Here is a 26924-nt window from a genome sequence, read left to right as displayed (position 1 = left end):
ACGCCCGGTTACATTCCGAACCCGGAAGCTAAGCCTTTCAGCGCCGATGGTACTGCAGGGGGGACCCTGTGGGAGAGTAGGACGCCGCCGAACAACCCGCCCTTTTAGCTCAGTCGGTAGAGCGTCTCCATGGTAAGGAGAAGGTCAACGGTTCGATTCCGTTAAAGGGCTCAGCAGAAAAGGCCCCCGCCTCATGGCGGGGGCCTTTTTGCGTTTTCGGGCCAAGGAAGGCAGCGTCGGCGCTCTGTCAAGTCCCGACTTTCCGGGCCATGACCAGGGCCGCTGCGCGGGGCGCAATGGGATCACAGCCCTTGCTCCCCGATCAGCGGAAGGACCGTCCCATGAGCCTCTCAAGAATCCGACGCCTCGCCCTCATGATCGTGAAGGCCTTGGAGTCGGAAGCCGTTCCCTCCGGCCCGTCCTCCGTCGCCGATGCTTCCTCCGCGCGAAGGAGTGGCGCCTGCGATGCCGCCGCCGACCCCGACTCGATCTTCGACACCCGCAGGGTGCCCTGGAGCGGAGAGATGGCAGCCCCGTCGTTCATGATCGTGTCGACGCTGCCCCGGCGGTGACGGGAGGACAGCGTCCTCAGTCGCCCTCGCGCTGCTGCGGGACGCGGAAGGCGAGGATGGCCATGTCGTCCGAGGCGGGTTCGGCCGCGAAGCGTTCCACCGCGCGCAGGACGCGGGAGGCGACCGCGCCGGCGGTGAGGCCGGTGCAGGTGGTGAGGACCTCGGTCAGGCCGTCGTCGCCGAGCATGCGGGTGCCCTCGCGGCGTTCCGTCACGCCGTCCGTGACGCAGAGCAGGACGTCGCCGGGGTCGAGGGTGAGCGTCTGCTCGTAGAGCTCCAGGTCTTCGAGCACGCCGAGCAGCGGCTGCGGGTCCGCGGCCGGGGTGACCTCGCCGTTCGGGCGCAGGCGGAGCGGGAGCGGGTGGCCGGCGCAGACGACCTTCATCAGGGCGCCGCCGTCGGGCTGGGGGTGGAGCTCCCCGTAGAGGAGGGTGAGGAAGCGGCTGCGGGCGCCCTCGTCGAGGATGGCCGCGTTGAGGCGTTCCAGGACCGCCGGGCCGCCGAGGCCCTCGCGGGCCAGCAGGCGCAGGGCGTGCCGGGCGAGGCCGGTGACCGCGGCGGCCTCCGGACCCGTACCGCAGACGTCGCCGATGGCGAAGCCGTACGCGCCGTCGCGGATCGGGAAGACGTCGTAGAAGTCGCCGCCCACCTCGTTGCCCTCGCCGGCCGCGCGGTAGATGACCTCGACCTCCATGCCGGGGATCGCGGGGGAGCCGGGCGGCAGCAGGCTGCGCTGGAGGGAGCGGCTGATCGCGGTGCGCTCGGAGTAGAGGCGGGCGTTGTCCAGGGCGAGGGCGGCCCGGCGGGAGAGGTCCTCGGCGAGTTCGAGGATCTCCTGGCGGAAGTGCTCCTCGCTGGGCTTGCCCAGGGTGAGCAGGCCGATCACGCGGTTGCGGGCCAGGAGCGGGAGGACCACGGTCTCGCCGCCGACCGCGAGGGCGGTCTCCGGCCAGGGGCGGGCGCCGGCCTCGCGGACCGGTTCGGGCGGGCTGACCCGGGAGAGGAGGGCCTTGAGCCCGTCGATGCGCTCCTCGTCCTCGTGGAGCACGTAGGAGAGGTACGGGTCGGAGGCCTGGTCGGCGATGGTGTAGACGGCGCACCAGGTGGCCAGGGTGGGGACGGTCATCTGGGCCATGAGGGCCAGGGTCTGGTCCCGGTCGAGGGTGCCGGCCAGCAGGTCGGAGGCCTCGACGAGGAAGGAGAGGGAGCCGCGGCGCAGGCGTTCCAGCTCGCCGAGGCGGGCGGACTCGACGGCGAGGGCGATCCGGTCGGCGGCGAACTGGAGCCGCAGGGCCTCCGCGTTCGAGTAGCGGCCGGGTACCTCGGCGGCGACGCCGAGGGAGCCGGTGAGGCGGCCCTCGACCTTGAGCGGGACGGTGACCGCGGAGCGCATGCCGGTGGATTCCAGGAGCGGGACGGCTCCGGGGACGGCGGTGAGGTCGTCGTGGACGGCGGGCATGCGGGCGGAGCCGTACCGGTTGGTGCCGGCCTCGACGGGGACGCGGGCGAAGCGCTGGCGGGTGGAGGGCAGGCCGGTGGTGGCGCGGACTTCGAGTTCCGTTTCGTCGTCCGTGGCCAGGAGGAGGAAGGCGGAGTCGGCGTCGAGGAGGTCGCGGGCCCGTTCGACGGTGCGCTGGAGCAGGCCGTCGAGGTCGTCGGGGGCGGGGGAGCCGATGAAGACCTCGAAGGGGTCCGGGCGGGATTCGGTCAGGTGGCCGCTGTCGTTGGTGGGGATGCGTACGGGGGTCTGGAGCAGGGCGCGCTCGTCGTCGTGGACGAGGAGGCAGACGATGGAGGGCTCCCCGTGGGCATCGCGTACCCGCAGGTGTGAGGCGTAAACGGGGATCACCCGGCCGTCCGCGCCGCGGATGCCGTAGCTGCCCTCCCAGCGGGACAGGCGCAGGGCCTCGGCGATGCCGGTGCCGGTGCCGGGGGTCTGGGGCCAGGCGGCGAGCTCGGCGAGCGGGCGGCCGACGACCTTCTCGGAGGCGTAGCCGAAGATGTGCTCGGCGTCCTCGTTCCAGGCGGAGATCGCGTCGGCGGAATCGATCTGGACGACGGCGACGCGGACCCGGCTGTCGGCGAGGGGCAGCAGCTGGTCGGGGACGACGGGGCCCGAGGAGCGGGTACCGACCGGACGGTCCGGGAGGTCGAGGCGGAACCACACGTGCTTGTGCGTGGCCGTGTACTCGACGCCCCAGCGGGTGGCGAGGGCGGCGCAGAGCATGAGGCCGCGGCCGTTCTCGCGGTCGGGGTCGGCGTAGGGGCGCTCACCGGGGTGCTGGAGCGGGAGCTCGCGCTCCGGGTACCGGTCGGCGACCTCGACCCGTACGCCGTCTTCGGCGCGCAGGCACAGGACCTCGGCCCGGGTTCCGGCGTGGACCACGGCATTGGTGACGAGCTCGCTGGTGAGGACCACCGCGTCGTCGACGATGTCCGCGAAGCCCCAGCCCTGCAGGGTGTCGCGGACGAACGCGCGAGCGGCGGCGACCGAGCGCCCTAGGGGATCGAAACTGGCAGCCGCCCGTGCCGTGATCACGAGTCTCCTTCGACGCGGTTGGACATCGGTTGCCAGGTTACTTACCTTCACGGTCGGCATGTTGCCGTCGTCGGGGAATCCACCCGCAGGGTACGGCGGGTGTGCGATGGTGCCGAAGTGTTATGGCCGGGTTCGGCCAGAGTGAAACACTGGGCAGGCTTGCAGAGCCGGCTTGTGAAGAGTCAGGTGTCCGGTGGAACAGCGGTCGACCCTTTCGGGAGGGACACGGTGGAGTCTGGCGCAGCGGTGCGGCGTACGGGAACGCGGCCTAAGGGCGGACGGTCCCGGCGCGGTGGCACGACGGAGGTCGATACCGCCGCACTGAACAGGCTGCTCACGGCCCTGGTGTCGATGCGGGACGGTAATTTCCGCAAGCGGCTGACGGTGTCCGGCGAGGGCGTGATGGCGGAGATCGCCGCCGTCTACAACGAGGTCGCCGACCGCAACCTCCACCTGACCGGGGAGCTGTCCCGGGTCCGGCGGATGGTGGGCCGTGAGGGCAAGCTCAGCGAACGGCTGGAAACCGGTGCCTGCGAGGGCTCCTGGGCGGCCGCGATCGATGCCTCGAACCAACTGGTGGACGATCTGGCCCGGCCGGTGTCCGAGGTGGGCCGGGTGCTTTCGGCGGTGGCCGAGGGCGATCTGGACCAGCGGATGGACCTGCGGACGCAGACGGCCGACGGGTCCGGGCATCCGCTGCGCGGGGAGTTCCTGAAGGTCGGGCGTACGGTCAACAACCTGGTCGACCAGCTGTCCGCGTTCACCGACGAGGTGACGCGCGTGGCGCTGGAGGTGGGTACCGAGGGCAAGCTCGGCGGTCAGGCCCAGGTGCGCGGAATGTCCGGTTCCTGGAAGGATCTGACCGACTCCGTCAACACGATGGCGTACCGGCTCACCGCTCAGGTGCGTGATATCGCTCTCGTTACGACGGCGGTGGCGAAGGGCGACCTGTCGCGCAAGGTCACGGTGCACGTGGCCGGCGAGATGCTCCAGCTGAAGAACACCGTGAACACCATGGTGGACCAGCTGTCCTCCTTCTCCTCCGAGGTGACCCGCGTCGCCCGCGAGGTGGGTACGGAGGGTGAGCTGGGCGGTCAGGCGAAGGTGCCCGGGGTCGCGGGTGTGTGGAAGGACCTGACCGACTCCGTCAACACCATGGCCGGCAATCTGACGGCCCAGGTGCGCGGGATCGCGCAGGTCACGACGGCGGTCGCGAACGGCGACCTGTCGCAGAAGGTACGGGTCAGCGCGCGCGGCGAGGTGGCGCAGCTGGCGGAAACGATCAACCAGATGACCGAGACGCTACGGACCTTCGCGGACGAGGTCACGCGTGTGGCCAGCGAGGTCGGGGCCAAGGGAACGCTCGGCGGCCAGGCGCAGGTGCCGGGGGCGGCGGGCACGTGGAAGGACCTCACCGATTCGGTGAACACGGTCTTCCGCAACCTGACCACGCAGGTGCGGGACATCGCGACGGTGACGACCGCGGTGGCCAACGGCGACCTGTCGCAGAAGGTCACCGTCGATGTGGCCGGCGAGATGCTGGAGCTGAAGAACACCGTCAACACGATGGTGGACCAGCTCCAGTCCTTCGGTGCGGAAGTGACGCGAGTGGCCCGTGAGGTCGGCGTCGAGGGTGAGCTGGGCGGCCAGGCGCAGGTGCCGGGGGCCGCGGGGACGTGGAAGGACCTCACCGATTCGGTGAACACCGCCTTCCGCAACCTCACCGGACAGGTCCGCAACATCGCGCAGGTGACGACGGCGGTGGCCAACGGCGACCTGTCGCAGAAGGTCACCGTGGACGTCTCCGGCGAGATGCTCCAGCTGAAGAACACCGTCAACACGATGGTCGACCAGCTGTCCTCCTTCGCCGACCAGGTCACGCGGATGGCGCGGGATGTGGGCACGGAGGGCCGGCTCGGCGGTCAGGCCCGGGTCGAGGGGGTGTCCGGCACGTGGAAGGAGCTCACCGACTCCGTCAACTTCATGGCCGGCAACCTGACCTCCCAGGTGCGGCAGATCGCCCAGGTGACCACGGCGGTGGCGCGCGGCGACCTCTCCCAGAAGATCGACGTGGACGCCCGGGGCGAGATCCTGGAGCTGAAGAACACCATCAACACGATGGTCGACCAGCTCTCCGCCTTCGCCGAGCAGGTGACCCGGGTAGCCCGGGACGTGGGTACGGAGGGCCGCCTCGGCGGTCAGGCGCAGGTGCCCGGGGTGGCCGGCGTATGGCGTGACCTGACGGACTCGGTGAACGGCATGGCCGGGAACCTGACCTCGCAGGTGCGCAACATCGCGCAGGTCGCGACGGCGGTGGCCCGCGGTGACCTCTCCCAGAAGATCGACGTGGACGCCCGGGGCGAGATCCTGGAGCTGAAGAACACCCTCAACACGATGGTCGACCAGCTCTCGAACTTCGCGGAGCAGGTCACGAGGGTGGCCCGCGAGGTGGGTACCGAGGGCATCCTGGGCGGTCAGGCGGAGGTGAAGGGTGTCTCCGGCACCTGGAAGGACCTCACCCAGTCCGTCAACTTCATGGCGAACAACCTGACGTCCCAGGTGCGCAACATCGCCGAGGTGACGACGGCGGTCGCGACGGGTGACCTGTCGAAGAAGATCACCGTCGACGCGAAGGGCGAGATCCTCGAACTCGTCACCACCGTGAACACGATGGTGGACCAGCTGTCCTCCTTCGCCGAGCAGGTGACCCGGGTGGCCCGCGAGGTGGGTTCCGAGGGCATCCTCGGCGGCCAGGCCCGGGTGCGCGGGGTGACCGGCATCTGGAAGGACCTCACCGACAACGTCAACCTGATGGCGAACAACCTGACCTCGCAGGTGCGCAACATCTCCCAGGTCTCCTCGGCCGTCGCCAACGGCGACCTGACGAAGAAGGTCACCGTCGAGGCGCGCGGCGAGGTCGCGCAGCTCGCCGACACCGTCAACACGATGGTGAAGACCCTGTCCTCCTTCGCCGACGAGGTCACGCGCGTGGCCCGCGAGGTGGGTACGGAGGGCCGCCTGGGCGGTCAGGCGCACGTGCCCGGTGTCTCGGGGACCTGGAAGGACCTCACCGACTCGGTGAACTTCATGGCCTCCAACCTCACCGGCCAGGTGCGGCAGATCGCCATGGTCACGACCGCCATCGCCAAGGGCGACATGACCAAGAAGATCGACATCGATGCCCGGGGCGAGATCCTGGAGCTCAAGACGACCATCAACACGATGGTCGACCAGCTGTCGTCCTTCGCGGACCAGGTGACCCGGGTGGCCCGCGAGGTGGGCACCGAGGGAATCCTGGGCGGCCAGGCCCGCGTCCGGGACGTCGACGGCACCTGGCGGGACCTGACCGAGTCCGTGAACGAGATGGCCGGCAACCTCACCCGGCAGGTGCGCGCGATCGCGGCCGTGGCCACCGCGGTGACCCGCGGCGACCTGAGCCTGAAGGTCGACGTGGACGCGGCGGGCGAGATCCAGGTCCTCCAGGACAACATCAACACGATGATCGTCAACCTGCGCGACACCACCCTGGCCAACAAGGAGCAGGACTGGCTCAAGGGCAACCTGGCCCGGATCTCGGCCCTGATGCAGGGCCGCCGCGAGCTCGACGACGTGGCCTCGCTGATCATGAGCGAGCTCACCCCGGTGGTCTCCGCGCAGCACGGAGCGTTCTTCCTGGCGCTGCCGGCCGGCGGCACCACCGAGATCGGGACGGAGGGCGGCGCGGACGGCTCGTACGAGCTGCGGATGCGCGGGAGCTACGCGTACGCCGGAGGCCAGATGCCCACCTCCTTCCGGCCGGGGGAGGGGCTGATCGGGACCGTCGCGGAGGAGAAGCGGACGATCCTCGTCGAGAACACCCCGCCCGGCTACCTGAAGATCTCCTCGGGTCTCGGCGAGGCGCCGCCGGCGCACGTGATCGTGCTGCCGGTGCTCTTCGAGGGCAAGGTGCTCGGTGTGATCGAGCTGGCGTCCTTCACGCCCTTCACGCAGATCCAGAAGGACTTCCTCAGCCAGATCGCCGAGATGATCGGTACGAGCGTCAACACCATCAGCGTCAACTCCAAGACGGAGATGCTGCTGAAGCAGTCGCAGGAGATGACCGAGCAGCTGCGCGAGCGCTCCGACGAGCTGGAGAACCGGCAGAAGGCCCTGCAGGCCGCCAACGCGGAGCTGGAGGAGAAGGCCGAGCTGCTGGCCCGGCAGAACCGGGACATCGAGGTGAAGAACACCGAGATCGAGGAGGCCCGGCAGGTCCTGGAGGAGCGCGCCGAGCAGCTCGCGGTCTCGATGCGCTACAAGTCCGAGTTCCTGGCGAACATGTCGCACGAGCTGCGGACGCCGCTCAACTCGCTGCTGATCCTGGCGAAGCTGCTCGCCGACAACGCGGACGAGAACCTCTCTCCGAAGCAGGTGGAGTTCGCCGAGACCATCCACGGGGCGGGCTCGGACCTGCTCCAGCTGATCAACGACATCCTCGACCTGTCGAAGGTCGAGGCCGGGAAGATGGACGTCTCGCCGACCCGGATCGCGCTGGTCCAGCTCGTGGACTACGTGGAGGCGACCTTCCGGCCGCTGACGGCGGAGAAGGGGCTCGACTTCTCGGTCCGGGTCTCCCCGGAGCTGCCGGCGACCCTGCACACAGACGAGCAGCGCCTCCTCCAGGTGCTGCGCAACCTGCTGTCGAACGCGGTGAAGTTCACGGACAACGGCGCCGTCGAGCTGGTGATCCGGCCGGCCGGGGCCGATGTGCCGACGGCGATCCGGGAGCAGCTGCTGGAGGCCGGTTCGCTGCGGGAGGCCGACGGGGACCTGATCGCCTTCTCGGTGACGGACACCGGGATCGGGATCGCGGCGAGCAAGATGCTGGTGATCTTCGAGGCGTTCAAGCAGGCGGACGGCACGACCAGCCGCAAGTACGGCGGCACGGGCCTGGGGCTGTCCATCAGCCGGGAGATCGCCCGGCTGCTGGGCGGGGAGATCCACGCGGCCAGCGAGCCCGGCCGCGGGTCCACCTTCACGCTGTACCTGCCGCTGCACCCGAGCGAGCTGCCCCCGCAGGGGTACGCGCCGCCCACGCCCGGCGGCGGTCGCGGCGAGCTGTACCGCAGGCCGTCGGACGGGGCCTCGCGCCCCGCGCTGCCGGAGGCCCCGGCGGCGCCCCTGCCGCCGGCGCCGCCGCAGTCCGCGGCCCCGGTGCGGGGCGGTGAGCCGGCCGGGCAGGGGGCGTCCTCGGCGCTGTTCCGGCGGCGCCGCAAGTCCCTGACGGATCCCGTGCCGCGAGTGGAGGTGCCCGGTCAGCCGCATGCCGACGCGTGGGGCGTGGAGGACGCGCTCCCGGCCGGGCCGCGTTCGTACGACTTCCACGGCGAGCGGGTGCTGATCGTGGACGACGACGTGCGCAACGTCTTCGCGCTGACGAGCGTGCTGGAGCAGCACGGGCTGGCGGTGCTCTACGCAGAGAACGGGCGGGAGGGGATCGAGGTCCTGGAGCAGCACGACGACGTGGCGGTCGTACTGATGGACATCATGATGCCGGAGATGGACGGGTATGCGACGACCGAGGCGATCCGGCGGATGCCGCAGTTCGAGGGGCTGCCGATCATCGCGCTGACGGCCAAGGCGATGAAGGGGGACCGGGAGAAGGCGATCGAGTCCGGTGCGTCCGACTATGTCACCAAGCCCGTGGAACCCGATTACCTACTGTCGGTCATGGAAGGGCATATGCGGGGCAAGTGAAGAGCGGACAGGTGTGATCGGGCGGCGCAGAGGGAACCTTCTGCCCTTCCACCACGTTTCTGCTTCGTGCACAGTGACATCTTGGTGACAGGGTGTGGCGATCTCGGGACTGGGGCTACGATGACCGGCACAAGGACGGACGGCGCAAGGATGCCGTCCTCTGGGGCGGGGCCCGGCGTACAGGCCGGCGCCTGGAGCCGGGGAGGCCCCATGCCGGGGCGAGGAGGACAGGGCATGGTGCAGAAGGCCAAGATCCTCCTGGTCGACGACCGGCCGGAGAATCTGCTGGCGCTGGAGGCCATCCTCTCCGCGCTCGATCAGACACTGGTCCGGGCGTCGTCGGGGGAGGAAGCGCTCAAGGCGCTGCTGACGGACGATTTCGCGGTCATCCTGCTGGATGTGCAGATGCCGGGAATGGACGGGTTCGAGACGGCCGCGCACATCAAGCGGCGGGAGCGGACCCGGGACATCCCGATCATCTTCCTCACCGCGATCAACCACGGTCCGCACCACACCTTCCGCGGCTACGCGGCGGGCGCGGTGGACTACATCTCGAAGCCGTTCGACCCGTGGGTGCTGCGGGCCAAGGTCTCGGTCTTCGTGGAGCTGTATACGAAGAACTGCCAACTGCGGGAGCAGGCGGCCCTGCTGCGGCTCCAGCTGGAGGGCGGCGGGACCAACGGCGTGGACGGCAGCAAGGAGACGGCCGGACTGCTGGCCGAGCTGTCCGCGCGGCTCGCGGCGGTCGAGGAGCAGGCCGAGGCGCTGACCAAGCAGCTCGGCGAGGATTCGGCCGACGCGGCGGTGGTGGCGACCGCGGCCCATCTGGAACGCAAACTGACCGGCCTGCGGCGGGCGCTCGACGCGCTGGAGCCGGGGGCGGGCGGCGGAGCCGTGCTGCCTGCGCAGGGCTGAGCGGATCCGCTGCCCTGCCCTGCCCGGCCTTTCTCCCCCGGCTACCGCTGGGAGGTGCCCCCAGGGGCTCCGCCCCGGACCCCCTACGTGCGCTCCGCGCCCGTGCCCTCAAACGCCGGGCGGGCTGGAATTTCCTGGCGGACCGTCAGGTCTGGTGGGGCGTCAAAGTCGATGTGGGGCGGGCGACACGAACGGGTGAAGGGGTGGGCACGCGTGTCCACCGGTGCGGTCCCCGGTAACCTCGGCCCCATGGCCTCAAGTACGTCCGGCAAGGGTTCCCAGAGCACCGCGGGCACCGCGAAGAGCCGCACCGGCCGTACGACGGGGCCGGCGAAGAAGGCGGCTCCCGCGCGCAAGCCCCCGGCGAAGAAGGCCGCGGCCGCCAAGCGCGGCCCGGTCAAGAAGGTCGCGGCCAAGCCCGCGCCGTCCCCGACCGGGGGCGTGGTGCGGCTGGTGCGCGCCGTGTGGCTCGGCTGCGCGCACGCCGTCGGCGCGATCTTCCGCGGGATCGGCCAGGGCGCCAAGAACCTCGATCCCGCGCACCGCAAGGACGGCGTGGCGCTGCTGCTGCTCGCCCTCGCGCTGATCGTCGCCGCCGGGACCTGGTCGAATCTGAGCGGTCCCGTCGGGGATCTGGTCACCATGCTGGTCACCGGTGCCTTCGGGCGACTGGATCTGCTCGTGCCGATCCTGCTCGGCGTCATGGCGGTGCGCTTCATCCGCCATCCCGAGCAGACCGACGCCAACGGCCGCATCGGCATCGGGCTGTCCGCCCTCGTCATCGGGGTGCTGGGCCTGGTCCACATCGCCTGCGGGGCGCCCGGCCGCGACGAGGGCACCACCGCGATGCAGAACGCGGGCGGGCTCATCGGCTGGGGCGCCTCGAAGCCGCTGATCTTCACCATGGGCGCGCCGCTGGCCGTGCCGATGCTGGTGCTCCTCACGATCTTCGGGCTGCTCGTGGTCACCGCGACCCCGGTCAACGCGATCCCGCAGCGGCTGCGGCGGCTCGGCATCAAGCTCGGGATCATCGCCCCCTGGGGGTCCCCCCGGACGGAGTCTGGGGGAGAGTACGACGAGGGATACGGGGAGGAGGCGGCGGGCGGCGCCGCCGACCGGCACGATCCCGAGCGCTGGCGGGCCCGTACCGGAGCCGGCGCGGGCCCGGCCGACCCGGCCGAGGCCGCCGAGGAGGAGGCCCTCGCCCGGCGGCGCCGACCGCGCCGGGCCACCGCCCGGCCGGCCATGGACCGCGAGATGGACGCCGTCGACGTGGCCGCCGCGGCCGCCGCGGCGCTGGACGGGGCGGTCTACGGAGGGCTGCCGCCCTCCCCGCTCGTCGCCGACCTCACCCAGGGCATCGGTGTCGGGCGAGACGGCGTGGAGATCACGGCTCCCGTGCCGCCCGCCCGCGAGGAGCGCCCCGTAGCGCCGGCCGGCCCCGCGGAGCCCACCGAACCCCCGCACGCCACGACCGCCGCCGCCTCCGGGACGCTGTCGGTGCCCGACCTGACCAAGGCCCCGCCGGAGAGCCAGCCGCTGCCGCCCCGCGCCGAGCAGCTCCAGCTGCGCGGGGACATCACGTACGCGCTGCCCTCGCTGGACCTGCTGGAGAAGGGCGGTCCCGGCAAGACGCGCAGTGCCGCCAACGATGCGGTGGTCGCCTCGCTGACGAACGTCTTCATGGAGTTCAAGGTCGACGCGAAGGTCACCGGCTTCACCCGGGGTCCGACGGTCACCCGCTACGAGGTGGAGCTCGGCCCTGCGGTGAAGGTCGAGCGGATCACGGCGCTGGCGAAGAACATCGCCTACGCCGTGGCCTCGCCGGACGTCCGGATCATCAGCCCGATCCCGGGCAAGTCCGCGGTCGGCATCGAGATCCCGAACACCGACCGCGAGATGGTCAACCTGGGGGACGTGCTCCGGCCGGCGGACGCGGCCGAGGACGACCACCCGATGCTGGTGGCGCTGGGCAAGGACGTCGAGGGCGGCTACGTCATGGCCAACCTGGCCAAGATGCCGCACGTGCTGGTCGCCGGTGCCACCGGTTCCGGCAAGTCCTCCTGCATCAACTGCCTGATCACCTCGGTGATGGTGCGGGCCACGCCGGAGGACGTGCGGATGGTCCTCGTGGACCCGAAGCGGGTGGAGCTGACGGCGTACGAGGGGATCCCGCACCTGATCACGCCGATCATCACCAACCCGAAGCGGGCCGCCGAGGCGCTGCAGTGGGTGGTGCGCGAGATGGACCTGCGCTACGACGACCTGGCCGCCTTCGGCTACCGGCACATCGACGACTTCAACCAGGCGATCCGGGACGGCAAGATCAAACTGCCGCCGGGCAGCGAGCGGGAGCTCAGCCCGTACCCGTACCTGTTGGTGATCGTCGACGAGCTGGCCGACCTGATGATGGTGGCGCCGCGGGACGTCGAGGACTCGATCGTCCGGATCACCCAGCTGGCCCGCGCGGCCGGCATCCACCTGGTGCTCGCCACCCAGCGGCCCTCGGTGGACGTGGTGACCGGTCTGATCAAGGCGAACGTGCCCTCGCGGCTCGCCTTCGCCACCTCCTCGCTCGCCGACAGCCGGGTCATCCTGGACCAGCCGGGCGCCGAGAAGCTGATCGGAAAGGGTGACGGGCTGTTCCTGCCGATGGGCGCCAACAAGCCCGTCCGCCTCCAGGGCGCCTTCGTCACCGAGGACGAGATCGCCGGGATCGTTCAGCACTGCAAGGACCAGATGGCCCCGGTCTTCCGCGACGACGTCACCGTCGGGCAGAGGCAGAAGAAGGAGATCGACGAGGACATCGGCGACGACCTGGACCTGCTGTGCCAGGCGGCGGAGCTCGTCGTCTCCACCCAGTTCGGCTCCACCTCGATGCTCCAGCGCAAGCTGCGGGTGGGCTTCGCCAAGGCCGGCCGGCTCATGGACCTGATGGAGTCACGGGGAATCGTGGGTCCGAGCGAGGGTTCGAAGGCGCGGGACGTCCTGCTGAAGGCCGATGACCTGGACGGGGTGCTCGCCGTCATCCGGGGAGAGGCCCACCCGTGACGGGCACGTGTTCCCGACGATTTTCCGGGCAACCGTTTCCCCTGGGGCCGCGTCCAGTTGAAGGGAGGTGGCGGCACTGCGCACGGCATCGCGTACGGCGCCGGGCCGCCGCACCGGAGCGACCTCCCCTCGCCATTCGGATGGCGTAGGAAGTGCACCCTCCGGTTGCTCCACCCTTTCGTCACCCCCCTAGACTGGACATCCAGCAGGTGGCTACACGCTCGAAAGGCGCCCACGTGTCCATCGGCAACTCCAACTCCCCCGAAGAAGAGCGGCCTTCGACCGACGACCGGTCCGAGGACCGCATCGTCGAACGTCCCGTCGAAGGACCGTCCATCGGGACGGCCCTCAAGAAGGCCCGGATCGCTGCCGGGCTCACCGTCGACGAGGTCAGTTCCACCACCCGCGTGCGCATCCCGATCGTGCACGCGATCGAAGAGGACGACTTCACGCGGTGCGGCGGCGACGTCTACGCCCGCGGTCACATCCGTACGCTCGCCCGCGCCGTCCACCTCGATCCGGCACCCCTGGTCGAGGCCTACGACGCGGCCCACGGCGGCCGGCCGGCACCCACCCCCGCCGCGCCGATGTTCGATGCCGAGCGCATCCGCCCCGAGCGGCAGCGGCCCAACTGGACCGCCGCCATGGTCGCCGCCATCGTCGCCGTGATCGGCTTCGTGGGCTTCACCGCCTTCAGCGGCGGCGACGACAAGGACAAGCGGCCGGTGGCGGAAGGTTCCGCCGCGCCGAAGCCCGCCCCCAAGCAGACCGGCGGGAAGCCGGTCGCCCAGCCCCAGCAGACCCCGTCGGCCCCGCAGCCGCCGAAGCCTTCCGACGACGGTGCCATCGCGGCAGCGCCCAAGGATCTCGTCACGGTCGTCCTGACGGCCGACACCGGGGAGAGCTGGATCTCCGCGAAGGACCACAGCGGCCGCCTGCTCTTCGACGGCACCCTCGCGCAGGGCGAGTCCAAGACCTTCACGGACAAGGAGTCCGTCGACCTCGTGCTCGGCGATGCCGGGGCCGTGAAGCTCTTCGTGAACGGCAAGGAGATCAAGGACGACTTCCAGCCGGGTCAGGTGGAACGTCTCACATACACCAAGGAAGACCCCGTCCAGAATCAGCCCCAGGCGGGCTGAGGCGGGGCCGCCCTAGGGCGGAAGGCTTGAATCCGGATCCCCGGGGCGTCGCGCGGCATCTGCCGCCGGCCCCGGGGATCTTGTACTGGGGGGACTTGGGGCGGGGGCCGGCGCCGGGACGAAGTAGTCTTGAGTCCATGCCCGAACGCCGTACCGTCGCCCTTGTCACTCTTGGCTGCGCCCGTAACGAGGTGGACTCGGAGGAGCTCGCAGGCCGCTTGGCGGCGGATGGCTGGGAGCTCGTCGAGGACGCCGCCGATGCGGACGTAGCCGTCGTCAACACCTGCGGCTTCGTCGAAGCCGCAAAGAAGGACTCCGTAGACGCCCTGCTGGAAGCCAACGATCTCAAGGATCACGGCAAGACCCAGGCCGTCGTCGCCGTCGGCTGTATGGCCGAGCGCTACGGCAAGGAACTCGCCGAAGCGCTCCCCGAGGCCGACGGAGTCCTCGGTTTCGACGACTACGCCGACATCTCCAACCGCCTCCAGACCATCCTCAACGGCGGCAGCGTGGAGGCCCACACCCCGCGCGACCGGCGCCAGCTGCTGCCGATCAGCCCGGCGGAGCGCCAGAACACCGCGGTCGCCCTCCCGGGCCACGCCCAGGCGGCGCCCGCCGAGGAGCCTGCCGAGGCCCCCGCCGACCTGCCGGACGGGCTCGCGCCCGCCTCCGGGCCGCGCGCGCCGCTGCGCCGCCGTCTCGACAAGAGCCCGGTGGCCTCGGTCAAGCTGGCCTCCGGCTGCGACCGGCGCTGCTCCTTCTGCGCCATCCCGTCCTTCCGCGGCTCCTTCATCTCCCGCCGCCCCAGCGACGTGCTGGGCGAGACCCGCTGGCTCGCCGAGCAGGGCGTCAAGGAGGTCATGCTGGTCTCCGAGAACAACACCTCGTACGGCAAGGACCTCGGCGACATCCGCCTGCTGGAGACCCTGCTGCCCGAGCTGGCGGCGGTGGACGGCATCGAGCGCGTCCGCGTCAGCTACCTCCAGCCCGCCGAGATGCGGCCCGGCCTGATCGACGTACTGACCTCGACCCCCAAGGTCGTCCCGTACTTCGACCTGTCCTTCCAGCACTCCGCCCCCGACGTGCTGCGCGCCATGCGCCGCTTCGGTGACACCGACCGGTTCCTGGAGCTGCTGGACACCATTCGCAGCAAGGCCCCGCAGGCCGGCGTGCGGTCCAACTTCATCGTCGGCTTCCCCGGCGAGACGGAAGCGGACTTCGCCGAGCTGGAGCGTTTCCTCACCCACGCGCGCCTCGACGCCATCGGCGTCTTCGGCTACTCCGACGAGGACGGCACCGAGGCCGTCACCTACGAGAACAAGCTGGACGAGGACACCATCGCCGAGCGGCTCGCGCACATGCAGCGGCTCGCCGAGGAGCTCACCTCGCAGCGCGCGGAGGAGCGGATCGGGGAGACCCTGGAGGTACTCGTCGAGACGGTCGTGCCGCTGGATGAGGCGGAGGACGGCGAGGGTGCCTACGGGCGCGCCGCCCACCAGGCCCCCGAGACCGACGGCCAGGTCGTCTTCACGGACGGCACGGGGCTGGTCCCCGGGCGTATCGTCACGGCCAAGGTGGTCGGCTCCCTCGGTGTGGACCTGGTGGCCGAGCCCCTGGGCCTGGATCTTGAGGAGGCGGCCGGATGACCGGAGTCCCGGCATCTGCGGCGGGCGGGACCGGCCGCCGGCCCGCGCCCGGCGCGAAGCTGGGAGCCGCGGCGGTCGATCAGGCCAGCCTGTGGAACATCGCCAACATCCTGACGATGATCCGGCTCGTCCTGGTGCCGGGATTCGTCTTCCTGCTGCTCGCCGAGGGCGGCTACGACCCGGCCTGGCGGGCGTGGGCATGGGCGGCCTTCGCCGTCGCCATGATCACGGACATCTTCGACGGGCACCTGGCCCGGACGTACAACCTGGTCACGGACTTCGGCAAGATCGCCGACCCCATCGCCGACAAGGCGATCATGGGCTCCGCGCTGATCTGCCTCTCCTGGCTGGGCGACCTGCCCTGGTGGGTGACCGGGGTGATCCTGGGCCGGGAGCTCGGGATCACGCTCCTGCGCTTCTGGGTGATCCGCTACGGAGTGATTCCGGCCAGCCGGGGCGGCAAGCTGAAGACCCTGGCGCAGGGCACGGCCGTGGGCATGTACGTGCTCGCGCTGACCGGCCCGCTGGCGACCTTGCGCTTCTGGGTGATGGCGCTCGCCGTCGTGCTGACCGTCGTCACCGGTTTGGACTACATCCGGCAGGCGGTCGTACTGCGCCGCAAGGGCATCGCGGCGGAGCGGGCGGCGGAGCGGGCCGCGACGTGACATACGCGGCGGGGGATTCTTCCGGTGCCTGAAGGTGAAGCCGGGGTTGCGGAAGCGGCCGGCGTGGCCGCGGACGTGCTGGCGCTGCTCGCGGAGCGTGACCAGACCCTCGCCGTCGCGGAATCCCTGACCGGCGGCATGGTGGCCGCCGAGCTCACGGCCGTACCCGGGGCGTCCCGGTCCTTCCGCGGCTCGGTCACGGCGTACGCGACGGAGCTCAAGCACCGGATCCTGGGAGTGGACGCCGGCCTGCTTGCGGCCGAAGGCGCGGTGAACGCGCAGGTCGCGGAGGAGATGGCGGCCGGAGTACGACGGGTGATGGGCGCTTCCTGGGGCATCGCGACCACCGGAGTGGCCGGTCCGGACCCGCAGGACGGGCAGCCGGTGGGCACCGTTTTCGTCGCCGTGGCGGGTCCGGGGGGCAGGAAAACGGCCCGGCTGCGGTTGAACGGCTCCCGTGCGGAAATCCGTAGGGAGAGTGCACGGACAGTGCTCGAACTTCTCTCGAGCGAACTCCGCGAGAATCTGCGGGGGCAGGATACGGAACAGAACGGGGGGATTTGATGTTTACAGCCCTGAGTGAACACGACATCGCTCCCCGCACGGCCGCGGCGCGAGGCGGTACGGTGGGGCGTGAAGGATGCGGCTACACGGTCAGAGGAGGGAGCCACCGATGATTCTGCTCCGTCGCCTGCTGGGTGACGTGCTGCGTCGGCAGCGCCAGCGCCAGGGCCGTACTCTGCGCGAAGTCTCCTCGTCGGCTCGAGTTTCGCTCGGCTATCTCTCCGAGGTGGAGCGGGGGCAGAAGGAGGCATCCTCCGAGCTGCTCTCCGCGATCTGCGACGCGTTGGACGTACGGATGTCCGAGCTGATGCGCGAAGTCAGCGATGAACTGTCGCTGGCCGAGCTGGCACAGTCGGCCGCGGCAAGCGAACCGGTGAGTGTGCCGGTCCGCCCGATGCTCAATTCGGTCTCCATGGCTTCGGTCACGGGTGGGCCGGAGCGGGTGACCATCAAGGCGCCTGCGGAAGCGGTGAATGTCGTAGCCGCGTGAGCGAGCACGTGAGTGTATGAGTGTGGCCGGAGCCCCGGCCGGTGCGTGAAGCACCGGCCGGGGCTCCCGGCCGTTCTGGGTGCGGGGCCGAGGGGGGTGCGGGAGGATGGGGCCGTCCGGGTCCCGGCCCTTGGGAGGTAGCCGTGCGGCGGTTACTGCGCCTGTGCCCGCACCTGTGTCCGCGCCTTCGCCTGCGCATACCTGTGCCGCCGGCCCTCGCGCTGGCGGTGGGGGTGCTCTGGTGGTGGGCCGTGCTGAGGCTGGCCTTCGCGCCCGCGGAGTCCGGGCCCGTGGAGGGTGCGGTGGCCGTGGGCGGGTGGGGGCTGGGCCTGCTGCCGGTGCACTGTGTGCCGGAGCCGAAGCGCAGGGCCCGGCGGGGGTCGGCGGATTCGGGGGCCCCGGATGCCGGTGCCGCCGTGGTTGCCGGGGCTACCAGGGCATCGACACTCCACCGTTCGGGCGAAGGATCTGACCCGTCATGAAGGACGAGGCGTCCGAGGCCAGGTAGAGCACGGCCTGGGCGATGTCCTCGGGCTCGCCGACCCGGCGCAGGGGGGACATCCGGACCATCATCGCCTCGGTCTGCTCCTGGACCTCGGGGGCGTGGCGGCCGGTCATCGGGGTGCGTATCCAGCCGGGTGCGACGGCGTTGACGCGGATGCCGTGCGGGCCGGCCTCGGTCGCGAGCGTCTTGGTCAGCTGGACGACGGCGGCCTTGGCGGCGCTGTAGCAGAGCAGGCCGGGCTGGGCGGCGTCCACGGCGCCCGAGGCCATCGTGACGATCGAGCCGGGGCGACCCGCCGCGATCATGGAGCGGGCGGCTTCCTGGCAGGTGCGCAGGACCCCCTTGAAGTTGATGTCGAGGACCCGGTCGAGGTCCTCGTCGGTGGTCTCCAGCACGCTGCTGGTGTGCATGACCCCGGCGATGGCGGCGGCGATGTCGAGCGGGCCCGCGGCCGCGACCGCGGCCCGCAGGGCGGTGCGGTCGGTGACGTCGAGGGGGTGCGCGGTGGCGGCTCCGCCGGCCTTGGCGACGAGGGCGGCCGTCTCGGCGAGGCCCTGCGGGTCGCGGTCGGCGCAGTGCACGTGCGCGCCCGCCTCGGCGAGGAGGAGGGCGGTGGCGCGGCCGATTCCACTGGCGGCCCCGGTGATCAGGGCGGTGCGCCCGGTGAGGTCGTACGAGGCTGAGGCTGCGGCTGTACCGGTGGGTGTGGGCATGCCGGGACGGTACGACTGGATCTGACGGAGCGTCAACTAGGCTGTCGGGCCCGACTGGCAGCGGGGGCACCAGTAGGTCGGGCGGCCGTCCTGCGGGGCCTCGCGGATGGCGGTGCCGCAGCGCAGGCAGGGGCGGTGGGTGCGGCCGTAGACGAAGAGGTCCTGGCCGGGGCGGCGGCTGCCGGTGGTGTTGCGGGGGCCGGGCCGGTCGCCGGTGTTCGCGACCAGCAGGCGGTGGGCGGCGGCGGCCAGGCGGGGGAGGGTCGTCTCGGGGAGGGTGCCGACCGGGGTCCAGGGGGTCACCTGGGCCATGAAGCAGAGCTCGGCCTTGTAGATGTTGCCGATCCCGGCGAGGTTGCGCTGGTCGAGCAGGGCCTCGCCCAGGGGGCGCTCGGGGGCGGCGAGCAGGTTGGCGGCGGCGCGGTCGGGATCCCAGTCCGGGCCGAGGAGGTCGGGGCCGAGGTGGCCGACCGCCCGGTCCTCGTCGGCGGTGCGGATCAGCTCCAGGACGGGGAGGCGGTAGCCGACGGCGGTGTGGTCGGCGGTGGCCAGGATCGCCCGGATCTCGTGGGCGGGGCCGCCGTGCCACTTGTGGCCCGTGGCGAAGACGTGCCAGGCGCCGTCCATGCGGAGGTGGCTGTGCAGGGTGAGGCCGCCCTCGAAGCGGGCCAGGAGGTGCTTTCCGCGGGGGGTGACGTCGAGGGTGGTGCGGCCGGTGAGGTCGGCGGTGGCGAAGCGGGGGACGCGCAGGTCGCTGCGGGTGAGGGGCTTGCCGGCCAGGGCGGTGTGCAGGCGGGTCGCCGCGCGCCGGACGCTGTCTCCTTCGGGCATGGCCCCATTGTCCGTCCCCCGCGGCGGCCCGCCGGTGGGGCCTAGCGCGCGGGACTGAGGGCGTGGGTGAGGACGGCCAGGATTTCGGCGCGCGTCGGGGGGACCGGGGCCGTCATGGCGTGCAGGCACAGGCCCGTCATCAGCGGGGGGATCGTCGCGGCGACGACCGGGCCGAGGAGGGGGGTCATCACCTCGGTGCTGGTCCGGGCGGGCAGGCTCGCCGCCTCGCGCAGGTCGGGGCGGCGCAGGGCGGCGACGTGGAGCTCGTACTCGACCACGGCCGGGGTGCGGCCCTCGCCGAGGCAGGCCATGACGCTGTCGGTCAAGGCCTCGGCGAGCCGCTCCGGGGTGGCGTCGGCGTGGTCCTCGGCCCACTGGCGCACGAAGGCGGCGAAGCGCTCGGAGGCCCGTTCCAGCGCGGCCCGGATCAGCGCCTCGCGGTCGGCGAAGTGGTAGGTGGTCGAGCTGAGGGATACGTCCGCGCGCTCGGCGATGGCCCGGTGCGTCAGCCCCTCCAGGCCGCGCTCGGCGATCAGCTCCTCCGCCACCTGGGCGATCCGCTCGCGCCGGTTCGGGTCGTGCCTGCGCGTCCGCCGCCGGGGGGCGGCCTCCTCGTGAGTCTCTGCGTGCATGAGGTCAGCCTCGCACAGATGTATTGGTACGGACGTCCGTACTGATGTTATGGTGGAGAGGAAGCCAGGGGGGATGGGAAACGAGGAGAGAACATGACCGGCGCACATCCCCTGAACCTGGTGGACGTCACCGTCCCGCAGGAAGCGCACGAAGACGCCCGCCGCTTCTACACCGAGACGTTCGGGTGGACCGTGGATGTCGACATTCCCGGCTATCCGATCATGGGGACCGGCGACGGCGGCAGCCAGGTGGGGCTGATGTGGGAGGGCAACCCGCAGTCCGGCGACCTGTCGAAGTTCTGGCGGACCGGCAAGGCCGTGCCCTTCCTCGGGACCGAGGACATCGAGGCCACCCTGGCCGCCGTCGAGGCGCACGGAGGGAAGGCGCTCGCCGCGCCACGGCAGACCGGGCCGGTGAAGGTCGCCGTCCTCGCGGACCCGTGGGGCAATGAGTGGTTCCTCTGCGAGACCGGTGGGCCCGGCGGAACCGCCGAAGCCGGCGCAACCGCCGAGACCGGCGTGGACGGCCAGGGCGGAAACAACGGAGAGAGCGGAGCATCGGCATGAAGGTCGCAGTCCTCGGCACCGGCGGCGGAGGCCGCGCGCACGCGGTCCGGCTGCTGGAACTCGGTCACGAGGTGTACGTCGGCACCCGGGACTCCCAGGTCACCCTCGGCCGCACCGAGCCCGACTTCATGGGCATCGAACCCTTCGGGCAGTGGGTCGCCGACTATCCCGGCATCGAGCTCATGAACTTCGACGAGGCCGCGGCCTCGGCCGACTTCGTCATCAACGGGATCGACGGAGCCAACGCGGTGCGCGTGCTCAGCGGCATCGGCAGGCACCTCGCGGGCAAGACCCTGATGGACTACGCCGTCCCGTTCATCTACAACCCCGAACAGGCCCACCCCTGGCCCACCCCCTGGGGGGTGATGCCGGCACTGGACCCCGTCGACCACGACAGTCTGGGGGAACGGATCCAGCGCGCCCTGCCGCAGGCCAAGGTCGTCAAGGCCTGCGTCACCCAGGAGCAGGAGACCGTCGTCCACCCGCAGGCCGTGGCCGGCGGCGACCACACGATGTTCATCGCCGGGGAGCACGAGGACGCCAAGGCGGAGGTCACCGCGCTGCTGCGGTCCTACGGCTGGCGGGACATCCTCGACCTCGGCCCGCTGGTCAGCTCCCGGGGCATGGAGATGTACTCCCACATGCACAGCGCGATCCAGTTCGCGCTCGGCGGCGCCCGCTTCGGCATGAAGGTGATGCGCTGACCCGGGGCCCGGCCCCCGGAGTCAGGGCCAGGTCACGAGCGCAGGCGCAGGCCCTTCGGGGTGGCGTGGAAGCCGGCCGACTCCAGGGCGGCGCCCAGCGGGGAGGTCAGGGCCGGGGTGGCGTTGATGCGCTCCACCGTGAGGGCCGGGAGGGTGCCCGCGCGGGAGGCGGCGGCCAGGGCCGCGACCGCCGCCGTCAGCCGCTGGTCCTCGGCATCCGGCCAGGCCAGCAGGGTCTTGCCGCCGCGCTCCAGGTACAGGGTGAGTTCGCCGTCGACCAGGACCACCAGCGAGCCCGCCTTGCGGCCCGGCTTGTGGGTGGCCCCGGCCGGGGGCTCCGGCCAGGGCAGCGCCGCGCCGTACGCGTTCGCCGGATCGGCGGCGGCCAGGACCACCGCCGCCAGCGGGGGCGGGGTCCGCTCGGCGGCCCGGAGCCGGTCCACCGCGCCGTCCATCGCGAACTGGGCCGCGCCCAGCCCCTCGACCACATAGCCCCGACGGGCCTGGCCGCTGTCCTCGAAGGCCGACAGGACGCGGTAGACCGCGCTGAAGCCGCCTTCGATCCCTTCCGCCGCCACCGCGCCCCGCGTCACCACGCCGTGCCGGTCCAGCAGGATCCTGGCCAGGGCGTGGGCCCGGTGGGTCGGGTCGGCCGCCTGCGCCGGGAGCACCGACCAGCGGCCCGACACCGTGGGCGGGCCGGTCCGGGACACGGTCGCGCCGAGCGTCCCGTAGCGGCCGCGGGGGATGGTGCGCCGGGCCCGGTGGGCGGTGGACCCCGCGGTACGGCCCGAGCCGAGCAGCGAGCGCAGCGGTGCCAGGGTGTCGTTGGTCAGCCGGCCCGACCAGGCCAGATCCCACAGCGCCTCCGCCAGGGCCATGTCGGAGACCTCGGGCAGCCCGGCGCGGACGGAATCGGCGATCTGGCGGAAGAACAGGCCGTACCCGCCCGAGAGGGACCCCAGGACCGCCTGGTGGAGCGGGCTCTGCTCCAAGGGATGCGGCGGGGGCAGCAGCAGCGGGGCCGCCTCCGCCAGGTAGAGCGAGACCCAGCCGTCCTTGCCCGGGAGGGCGCCCGCGCCCGCCCACACCACCTCGCCCGTGGTGGTCAGCTCGTCCAGCAGGGCCGGGGAGTACCCGCTCACCCGCGAGGGCAGGATCAGGCGTTCCAGCGCGGAGGCCGGCACCGGCGCCCCTTGGAGCTGCTCGATCGCCCGGGCCAGGCCGTCGATCCCGCGCAGGGCCCCGCCCAGGTGCTGCCACTGCGGGAGGAAGGTGGCCAGCGAAGTCGGCGGGACCGGCTCCAGTTCCTGGCGCAGCGCGGCCAGGGAGCGGCGGCGGAGCCTGCGCAGCACCGCCGCGTCACACCACTCCTGGCCGATGCCCGCAGGATGGAACTCGCCCTGGACCACCCGGCCGGCGGCCGCGAGGCGGTGCAGGGCGCCCTCGGTCACCGCCGCTCCCAGACCGAAGCGGCCGGCCACGGCGGCCGTGGTGAACGGTCCGTGCGTACGGGCGTACCGGGCGAGGAGATCGCCCAGCGGATCCTTGACCGGCTCGGTGAATGCCTCCGGCACCCCGACCGGGAGCGCCGTGCCCAGCGCGTCCCGCAGCCGGCCCGCGTCCTCGATCGCCGCCCAGTGGTCCGCGCCGCCGATCCGGACCGGGATGCTGCGGCGGGCCGAGGACAGCTCGCGCACCCAGGACGGATCCGCCCCGCGCTCGGCCAGCTCGGCGTCCGTCAGCGGGCCCAGCAGCCGCAGCAGGTCCGCCACCGACTCGGCGTCCTTCGCCCGCCGGTCCTCGGTGAGCCACTGGAGCTCCCGCTCCAGCTCCTCCAGCACCTGCGCGTCGAGCAGTTCGCGCAGCTCCGCCTGGCCGAGCAGCTCGGCCAGCAGGCGGGAGTCCAGCGACAGCGCGGCCGCCCTGCGCTCGGCGAGGGGCGAGTCACCCTCGTAGAGGAACTGGGCGACGTACCCGAAGAGCAACGACCGGGCGAAGGGGGACGGTTCGGGGGTGGTGACCTCCACCAGGCGGACCCGGCGCGCCTCGATGTCGCCCATCAGCTCGGTCAGGCCGGGCACGTCGAAGACGTCCTGGAGGCATTCGCGTACGGCTTCCAGCACGATCGGGAACGAACCGAACTCCGAGGCCACCTGGAGCAGTTGCGACGCGCGCTGGCGCTGCTGCCACAAGGGGGTGCGCTTGCCCGGACTGCGCCGCGGCAGCAGCAGGGCGCGGGCCGCGCACTCGCGGAACCGGGAGGCGAACAGCGCCGAGCCGCCGACCTGGTCGGTCACGATCTGGTTGATGTCGCCGTGGTCGAAGGCGACATCGGCCGCGCCGAGCGGGGCCTGCTCGTCGTCGAACTCGAAGGACTGCGTGGCGGAGGGGTCGTGGTCGAGCAGGTCCATGCTGAGCAGGTCGGCGTCGGGGAGGCGGAGCACGATCCCGTCATCGGCATGCATCACCTGCGCGTCCATGCCGTACTTTTCGGCGAGGCGGGCGCTCAGCGCCAGCGCCCACGGGGCGTGCACCTGCGCGCCGAAGGGGGAGTGGACCACGACCCGCCAGTCGCCGAGCTCGTCGCGGAACCGCTCGACGACGATGGTCCGGTCGTCCGGCACGTGGCCGCAGGCCTCGCGCTGCTCGGCGAGGTACGCCAGGACGTTCTCGGCGGCCCAGGCGTCCAGGCCGGCCGCCAGCAGGCGCAGGCGGCCGTCCTCCTCGGTCAGCGCGCCGAGCTCGCGCAGGAACGCGCCGACCGCGCGGCCCAGTTCGAGCGGGCGGCCCAGCTGGTCGCCCTTCCAGAACGGCAGCCGCCCCGGCACCCCGGGCGCCGGGGTGACCAGCACGCGGTCGCGGGTGATGTCCTCGATCCGCCAGGAGGTGGTGCCGAGGGTGAAGACATCCCCGACCCGGGACTCGTAGACCATCTCCTCGTCCAGCTCGCCGACCCGGCCGCCGCCCTTCTTCGGGTCCGAGCCCGCGAGGAAGACGCCGAAGAGGCCCCGGTCCGGGATGGTGCCGCCGGAGGTCACGGCGAGGCGCTGGGCACCGGGCCGGCCGGTGATCGTCCCGGCGACGCGGTCCCACACCACCCGCGGCCTGAGCTCGGCGAACGCGTCCGAGGGATAGCGGCCCGCCAGCATGTCGAGGACCGCCGTGAACGCCGACTCCGGCAGCGCCGCGAAGGGCGCCGCCCGGCGGACCAGGGCGAGGAGGTCGTCCAGCTGCCAGGTGTCCATGGCGGTCATCGCGACGAGCTGCTGGGCGAGGACGTCGAGGGGGTTGGAGGGGATCCGCAGGGACTCGATCGACCCGGTGCGCATCCGCTCGGTGACCACGGCCGCCTGCACCAGATCACCCCGGTACTTGGGGAAGACCACACCCGTGGAGACCGCGCCCACCTGGTGCCCGGCCCGGCCCACGCGCTGGAGCCCGGAGGCCACCGACGGCGGGGACTCCACCTGGACCACCAGGTCCACCGCGCCCATGTCGATGCCCAGCTCCAGGCTGGAGGTGGCGACCACGGCGGGCAGCCGGCCCGCCTTCAGGTCCTCCTCCACCAGCGCCCGCTGCTCCTTGGACACCGAGCCGTGGTGCGCGCGGGCCAGCAGCGGGGGTGCGCCGTGGGCCGCGCCCGACTGGGCCATGATCTCGGCGGGGGGCGGTGCGCCGTTCGCCAGCTGCTCGCCCGTCGCGCGTTCGTACGCGATCTCGTTGAGCCGGTTGCACAGCCGCTCCGCGAGGCGCCGGGAGTTGGCGAACACGATCGTCGAGCGGTGGGCCTGGACCAGATCGGCGATCCGCTCCTCCACATGCGGCCAGATGGACGGCTTGTCGCCGCCCTCCTTGCCCTCGGTGGCCGGGGAGCCGCCCAACTCGCCCATGTCCTGCACGGGGACGACCACCGACAGGTCGAACTCCTTGGTCGACGGCGGCTGGACGATCTCCACCTTGCCGCGCGGCGCGAGGTACCGGGCCACCTCGTCCACCGGCCGGACCGTCGCCGACAGCCCGATCCGGCGCGCCGGGCGGGGCAGCAGCTCGTCCAGCCGCTCCAGGGAGAGCGCGAGGTGGGCGCCGCGCTTGGTCCCGGCGACCGCGTGCACCTCGTCCAGGATCACGGTCTCGATCCCGGCCAGGGCCTCGCGGGCGGCCGAGGTCAGCATCAGGAAGAGGGACTCGGGCGTGGTGATGAGGATGTCCGGCGGCCGGGTGGCCAGCGACCGCCGCTCGGCCGGCGGGGTGTCCCCGGAGCGGATCCCGACCCGGATCTCCGGCTCGGGCAGTCCGAGCCGGACGGACTCCTGGCGGATGCCGGTGAGCGGGCTGCGGAGATTGCGCTCCACGTCCACGGCCAGGGCCTTCAGGGGCGATACGTACAGCACCCGGCAGCGCTTCTTCGGCTCGGCGGGCGGCGGGGTCGAGGCCAGCTGGTCGAGGGCGGCGAGGAAGGCGGCCAGGGTCTTGCCGGAGCCGGTGGGCGCCACGACCAGCACGTCCGAGCCGGCACCGATCGCCCGCCAGGCGCCCTCCTGCGCGGAGGTGGGCCTGACGAAGGCCCCCGTGAACCAGGAGCGGGTCGCTGGGGAGAACGATTCGAGCGCGGAGCCGGGCATGCCCCCATCCTGCACCCCGGCACTGACAACGGGCCGGACCTGCGAGAACACCCCCGCCCTGAGGGGCGCAGAATGGGGGGATGGGGACGACGGGGAACGACGGGATGCGCCGTGAGGGCAGGGAATGGGCCCGGCACTGGCAGTACCCGGAGCTGCCCGGGCTGGACCTGCTGCGCGCCCACTACGTACGCCACACCTTCCCGCGCCACACCCACGACGGGTACGTCATCGCGGCCGTCACCGGCGGCATCGAGGAGATAGGGCTCCCCGGCGGCACCGTACGGGCCGGGCCGGGCAGCGTGGTCCTGATCAACCCGGAGGTGGCGCACACCGCCCGCGCCGGGGTGCCCGAGGGCTGGGCGTACGCCACCCTCTACCCCTCCCGCGAGCTGATCACCGAGGTCGCCGCCGAGATCGGCACCCTGCGCGGCACCCCCGGATTCACCGCCGACATGGTCGCCGACCCGCAGGGCTCCCAGGTGATCACCGAGGTCCACCGCGCCGCCGAGGCCGGGAACGCGCTGGCCGCCGACACGCTGCTGCGGGGTGTGGTGGCGCGGATGCTCAGTCGGCACGCGGGTCCGCTGCCCGCCCGTACGGTACGGCGCGCGGGCGCCGCCGACGCCGAGCGGGCCCGGGCCGTACTGGAGGGGCGGATGCTCGAACCGCCGTCGCTGGAGCAGCTCGCGGCCGAGCTGGGGACGAGCCCCTTCGCCCTGCTGCGGGCCTTCCGCGAGCGGTACGGGATGCCGCCGCACACCTGGCTGACCGACGCCCGGGTCCGGCGGGCCCGCCGGCTGCTCGACGCGGGCACCCCGCCGGCGGAGGCGGCCGTCGCCGTCGGCTTCACCGACCAGCCGCACCTGAACCGGCACTTCACCCGGATCGTGGGCGTGCCGCCGGGCGCGTACCGCATGGAGCGGGGGGCGGGCCGGCGGCCACAGCACTAGGCGGTGTCTGATGGCTCTTGCCCGGGTGGTGGATCTGTTGCCGTTCCGGGCATGAGTCGGTCATGGTGCGTCGGCATGAA

General features: G+C 72.0%; 18 protein-coding genes, 1 tRNA gene and 1 rRNA gene. 15 read left to right on the top strand and 5 right to left on the bottom strand.

Annotated elements, in window-relative coordinates; all coding sequences use genetic code 11:
* The 3 genes from rrf to ACFWBN_RS36750 all read left to right on the top strand — a co-directional run.
* A 5S ribosomal RNA gene (rrf, locus tag ACFWBN_RS36760) occupies nucleotides 1-93 on the top strand; the annotation flags it as partial.
* Between the two features lie 5 nt (nucleotides 94-98).
* A tRNA-Thr gene (locus tag ACFWBN_RS36755) sits at nucleotides 99-171 on the top strand.
* A gap of 170 nt (nucleotides 172-341) precedes the next feature.
* Nucleotides 342-572 carry a hypothetical protein gene (locus ACFWBN_RS36750; RefSeq protein ID WP_385185176.1) on the top strand — a complete coding sequence of 77 codons (231 nt, stop codon included), beginning with the start codon at nucleotides 342-344 and terminating at the stop codon, nucleotides 570-572.
* A gap of 16 nt (nucleotides 573-588) precedes the next feature.
* On the opposite strand, the gene ACFWBN_RS36745 is transcribed toward ACFWBN_RS36750, so the two are convergent.
* A complete protein-coding gene (locus tag ACFWBN_RS36745; protein ID WP_385185173.1) occupies nucleotides 589-3171 on the bottom strand; it encodes a SpoIIE family protein phosphatase in 2583 nt (860 codons plus the stop codon).
* Nucleotides 3172-3339: 168 nt separating this feature from the next.
* On the opposite strand from ACFWBN_RS36745, the gene ACFWBN_RS36740 reads away from it, so the two are divergent.
* The 9 genes from ACFWBN_RS36740 (at nucleotide 3340) to ACFWBN_RS36700 (ending at nucleotide 17799) form a co-directional block, all read left to right on the top strand.
* Nucleotides 3340-8847: a HAMP domain-containing protein gene (locus ACFWBN_RS36740; RefSeq protein ID WP_385185170.1), complete on the top strand. Its 5508-nt coding sequence runs from the start codon at nucleotides 3340-3342 to the stop codon at nucleotides 8845-8847.
* Nucleotides 8848-9081: 234 nt separating this feature from the next.
* The gene (locus tag ACFWBN_RS36735; protein WP_385185167.1) at nucleotides 9082-9762 is read left to right on the top strand and encodes a two-component system response regulator; all 681 of its coding nucleotides are present in this window, start codon (nucleotides 9082-9084) and stop codon (nucleotides 9760-9762) included.
* A gap of 249 nt (nucleotides 9763-10011) precedes the next feature.
* On the top strand, nucleotides 10012-12813 hold the full coding sequence (locus ACFWBN_RS36730; RefSeq protein ID WP_385185164.1) for a DNA translocase FtsK: 2802 nt from the start codon (nucleotides 10012-10014) through the stop codon (nucleotides 12811-12813).
* A gap of 236 nt (nucleotides 12814-13049) precedes the next feature.
* On the top strand, nucleotides 13050-13952 hold the full coding sequence (locus tag ACFWBN_RS36725; protein ID WP_385185161.1) for a helix-turn-helix domain-containing protein: 903 nt from the start codon (nucleotides 13050-13052) through the stop codon (nucleotides 13950-13952).
* A gap of 137 nt (nucleotides 13953-14089) precedes the next feature.
* Entirely contained in the window at nucleotides 14090-15598 is a 1509-nt protein-coding gene (gene rimO, locus ACFWBN_RS36720; protein ID WP_385185158.1) for a 30S ribosomal protein S12 methylthiotransferase RimO, read from the top strand.
* A complete protein-coding gene (gene pgsA / locus ACFWBN_RS36715) occupies nucleotides 15595-16263 on the top strand; it encodes a CDP-diacylglycerol--glycerol-3-phosphate 3-phosphatidyltransferase (protein WP_385185155.1) in 669 nt (222 codons plus the stop codon). Before rimO ends, pgsA begins: the two co-directional genes overlap by 4 nt.
* A gap of 24 nt (nucleotides 16264-16287) precedes the next feature.
* The gene (locus ACFWBN_RS36710; protein ID WP_385185151.1) at nucleotides 16288-16827 is read left to right on the top strand and encodes a CinA family protein; all 540 of its coding nucleotides are present in this window, start codon (nucleotides 16288-16290) and stop codon (nucleotides 16825-16827) included.
* A 109-nt stretch (nucleotides 16828-16936) separates the two neighbouring features.
* Nucleotides 16937-17317 carry a helix-turn-helix domain-containing protein gene (locus tag ACFWBN_RS36705; RefSeq protein ID WP_030012484.1) on the top strand — a complete coding sequence of 127 codons (381 nt, stop codon included), beginning with the start codon at nucleotides 16937-16939 and terminating at the stop codon, nucleotides 17315-17317.
* 191 nt (nucleotides 17318-17508) lie between these two features.
* On the top strand, nucleotides 17509-17799 hold the full coding sequence (locus ACFWBN_RS36700; protein WP_385185179.1) for a hypothetical protein: 291 nt from the start codon (nucleotides 17509-17511) through the stop codon (nucleotides 17797-17799).
* On the opposite strand, the gene ACFWBN_RS36695 is transcribed toward ACFWBN_RS36700, so the two are convergent.
* Genes ACFWBN_RS36695 through ACFWBN_RS36685 form a run of 3 tightly spaced genes read right to left on the bottom strand, consistent with a single transcriptional unit; the run spans nucleotide 17747 to nucleotide 19998 of the window.
* Nucleotides 17747-18535 carry an SDR family NAD(P)-dependent oxidoreductase gene (locus tag ACFWBN_RS36695; RefSeq protein ID WP_385185147.1) on the bottom strand — a complete coding sequence of 263 codons (789 nt, stop codon included), beginning with the start codon at nucleotides 18533-18535 and terminating at the stop codon, nucleotides 17747-17749. The two genes, ACFWBN_RS36700 and ACFWBN_RS36695, sit on opposite strands and share 53 nt — an antisense overlap.
* 36 nt (nucleotides 18536-18571) lie before the next feature.
* Nucleotides 18572-19366, bottom strand: coding sequence for an Fpg/Nei family DNA glycosylase (locus ACFWBN_RS36690; protein ID WP_385185144.1), 795 nt, complete (start codon nucleotides 19364-19366; stop codon nucleotides 18572-18574).
* Nucleotides 19367-19407: 41 nt separating this feature from the next.
* Complete coding sequence (locus ACFWBN_RS36685) at nucleotides 19408-19998, bottom strand: TetR/AcrR family transcriptional regulator (RefSeq protein ID WP_385185141.1); 591 nt, start codon at nucleotides 19996-19998, stop codon at nucleotides 19408-19410.
* A gap of 93 nt (nucleotides 19999-20091) precedes the next feature.
* On the opposite strand from ACFWBN_RS36685, the gene ACFWBN_RS36680 reads away from it, so the two are divergent.
* Together ACFWBN_RS36680 and ACFWBN_RS36675 are read left to right on the top strand one after the other, a co-directional pair.
* Complete coding sequence (locus tag ACFWBN_RS36680; protein WP_385185138.1) at nucleotides 20092-20565, top strand: VOC family protein; 474 nt, start codon at nucleotides 20092-20094, stop codon at nucleotides 20563-20565.
* Nucleotides 20562-21269, top strand: coding sequence for an NADPH-dependent F420 reductase (locus ACFWBN_RS36675; protein ID WP_385185135.1), 708 nt, complete (start codon nucleotides 20562-20564; stop codon nucleotides 21267-21269). Before ACFWBN_RS36680 ends, ACFWBN_RS36675 begins: the two co-directional genes overlap by 4 nt.
* 32 nt (nucleotides 21270-21301) lie before the next feature.
* On the opposite strand, the gene ACFWBN_RS36670 is transcribed toward ACFWBN_RS36675, so the two are convergent.
* Nucleotides 21302-25894, bottom strand: a complete 4593-nt coding sequence (locus tag ACFWBN_RS36670) for an ATP-dependent helicase (RefSeq protein WP_385185132.1) — start codon at nucleotides 25892-25894, stop codon at nucleotides 21302-21304.
* Between the two features lie 80 nt (nucleotides 25895-25974).
* Here ACFWBN_RS36670 and ACFWBN_RS36665 point away from each other — a divergent pair, with 80 nt between their 5' ends.
* A complete protein-coding gene (locus tag ACFWBN_RS36665; protein WP_385185129.1) occupies nucleotides 25975-26844 on the top strand; it encodes an AraC family transcriptional regulator in 870 nt (289 codons plus the stop codon).
* Nucleotides 26845-26924: the final 80 nt, after the last annotated feature.

The sequence above is a fragment of the Streptomyces sp. NPDC059989 genome (genome assembly GCF_042736975.1).
Taxonomy (GTDB): Bacteria; Actinomycetota; Actinomycetes; order Streptomycetales; family Streptomycetaceae; genus Streptomyces.
This window is presented reverse-complemented; position numbering and strand designations above follow the sequence as displayed.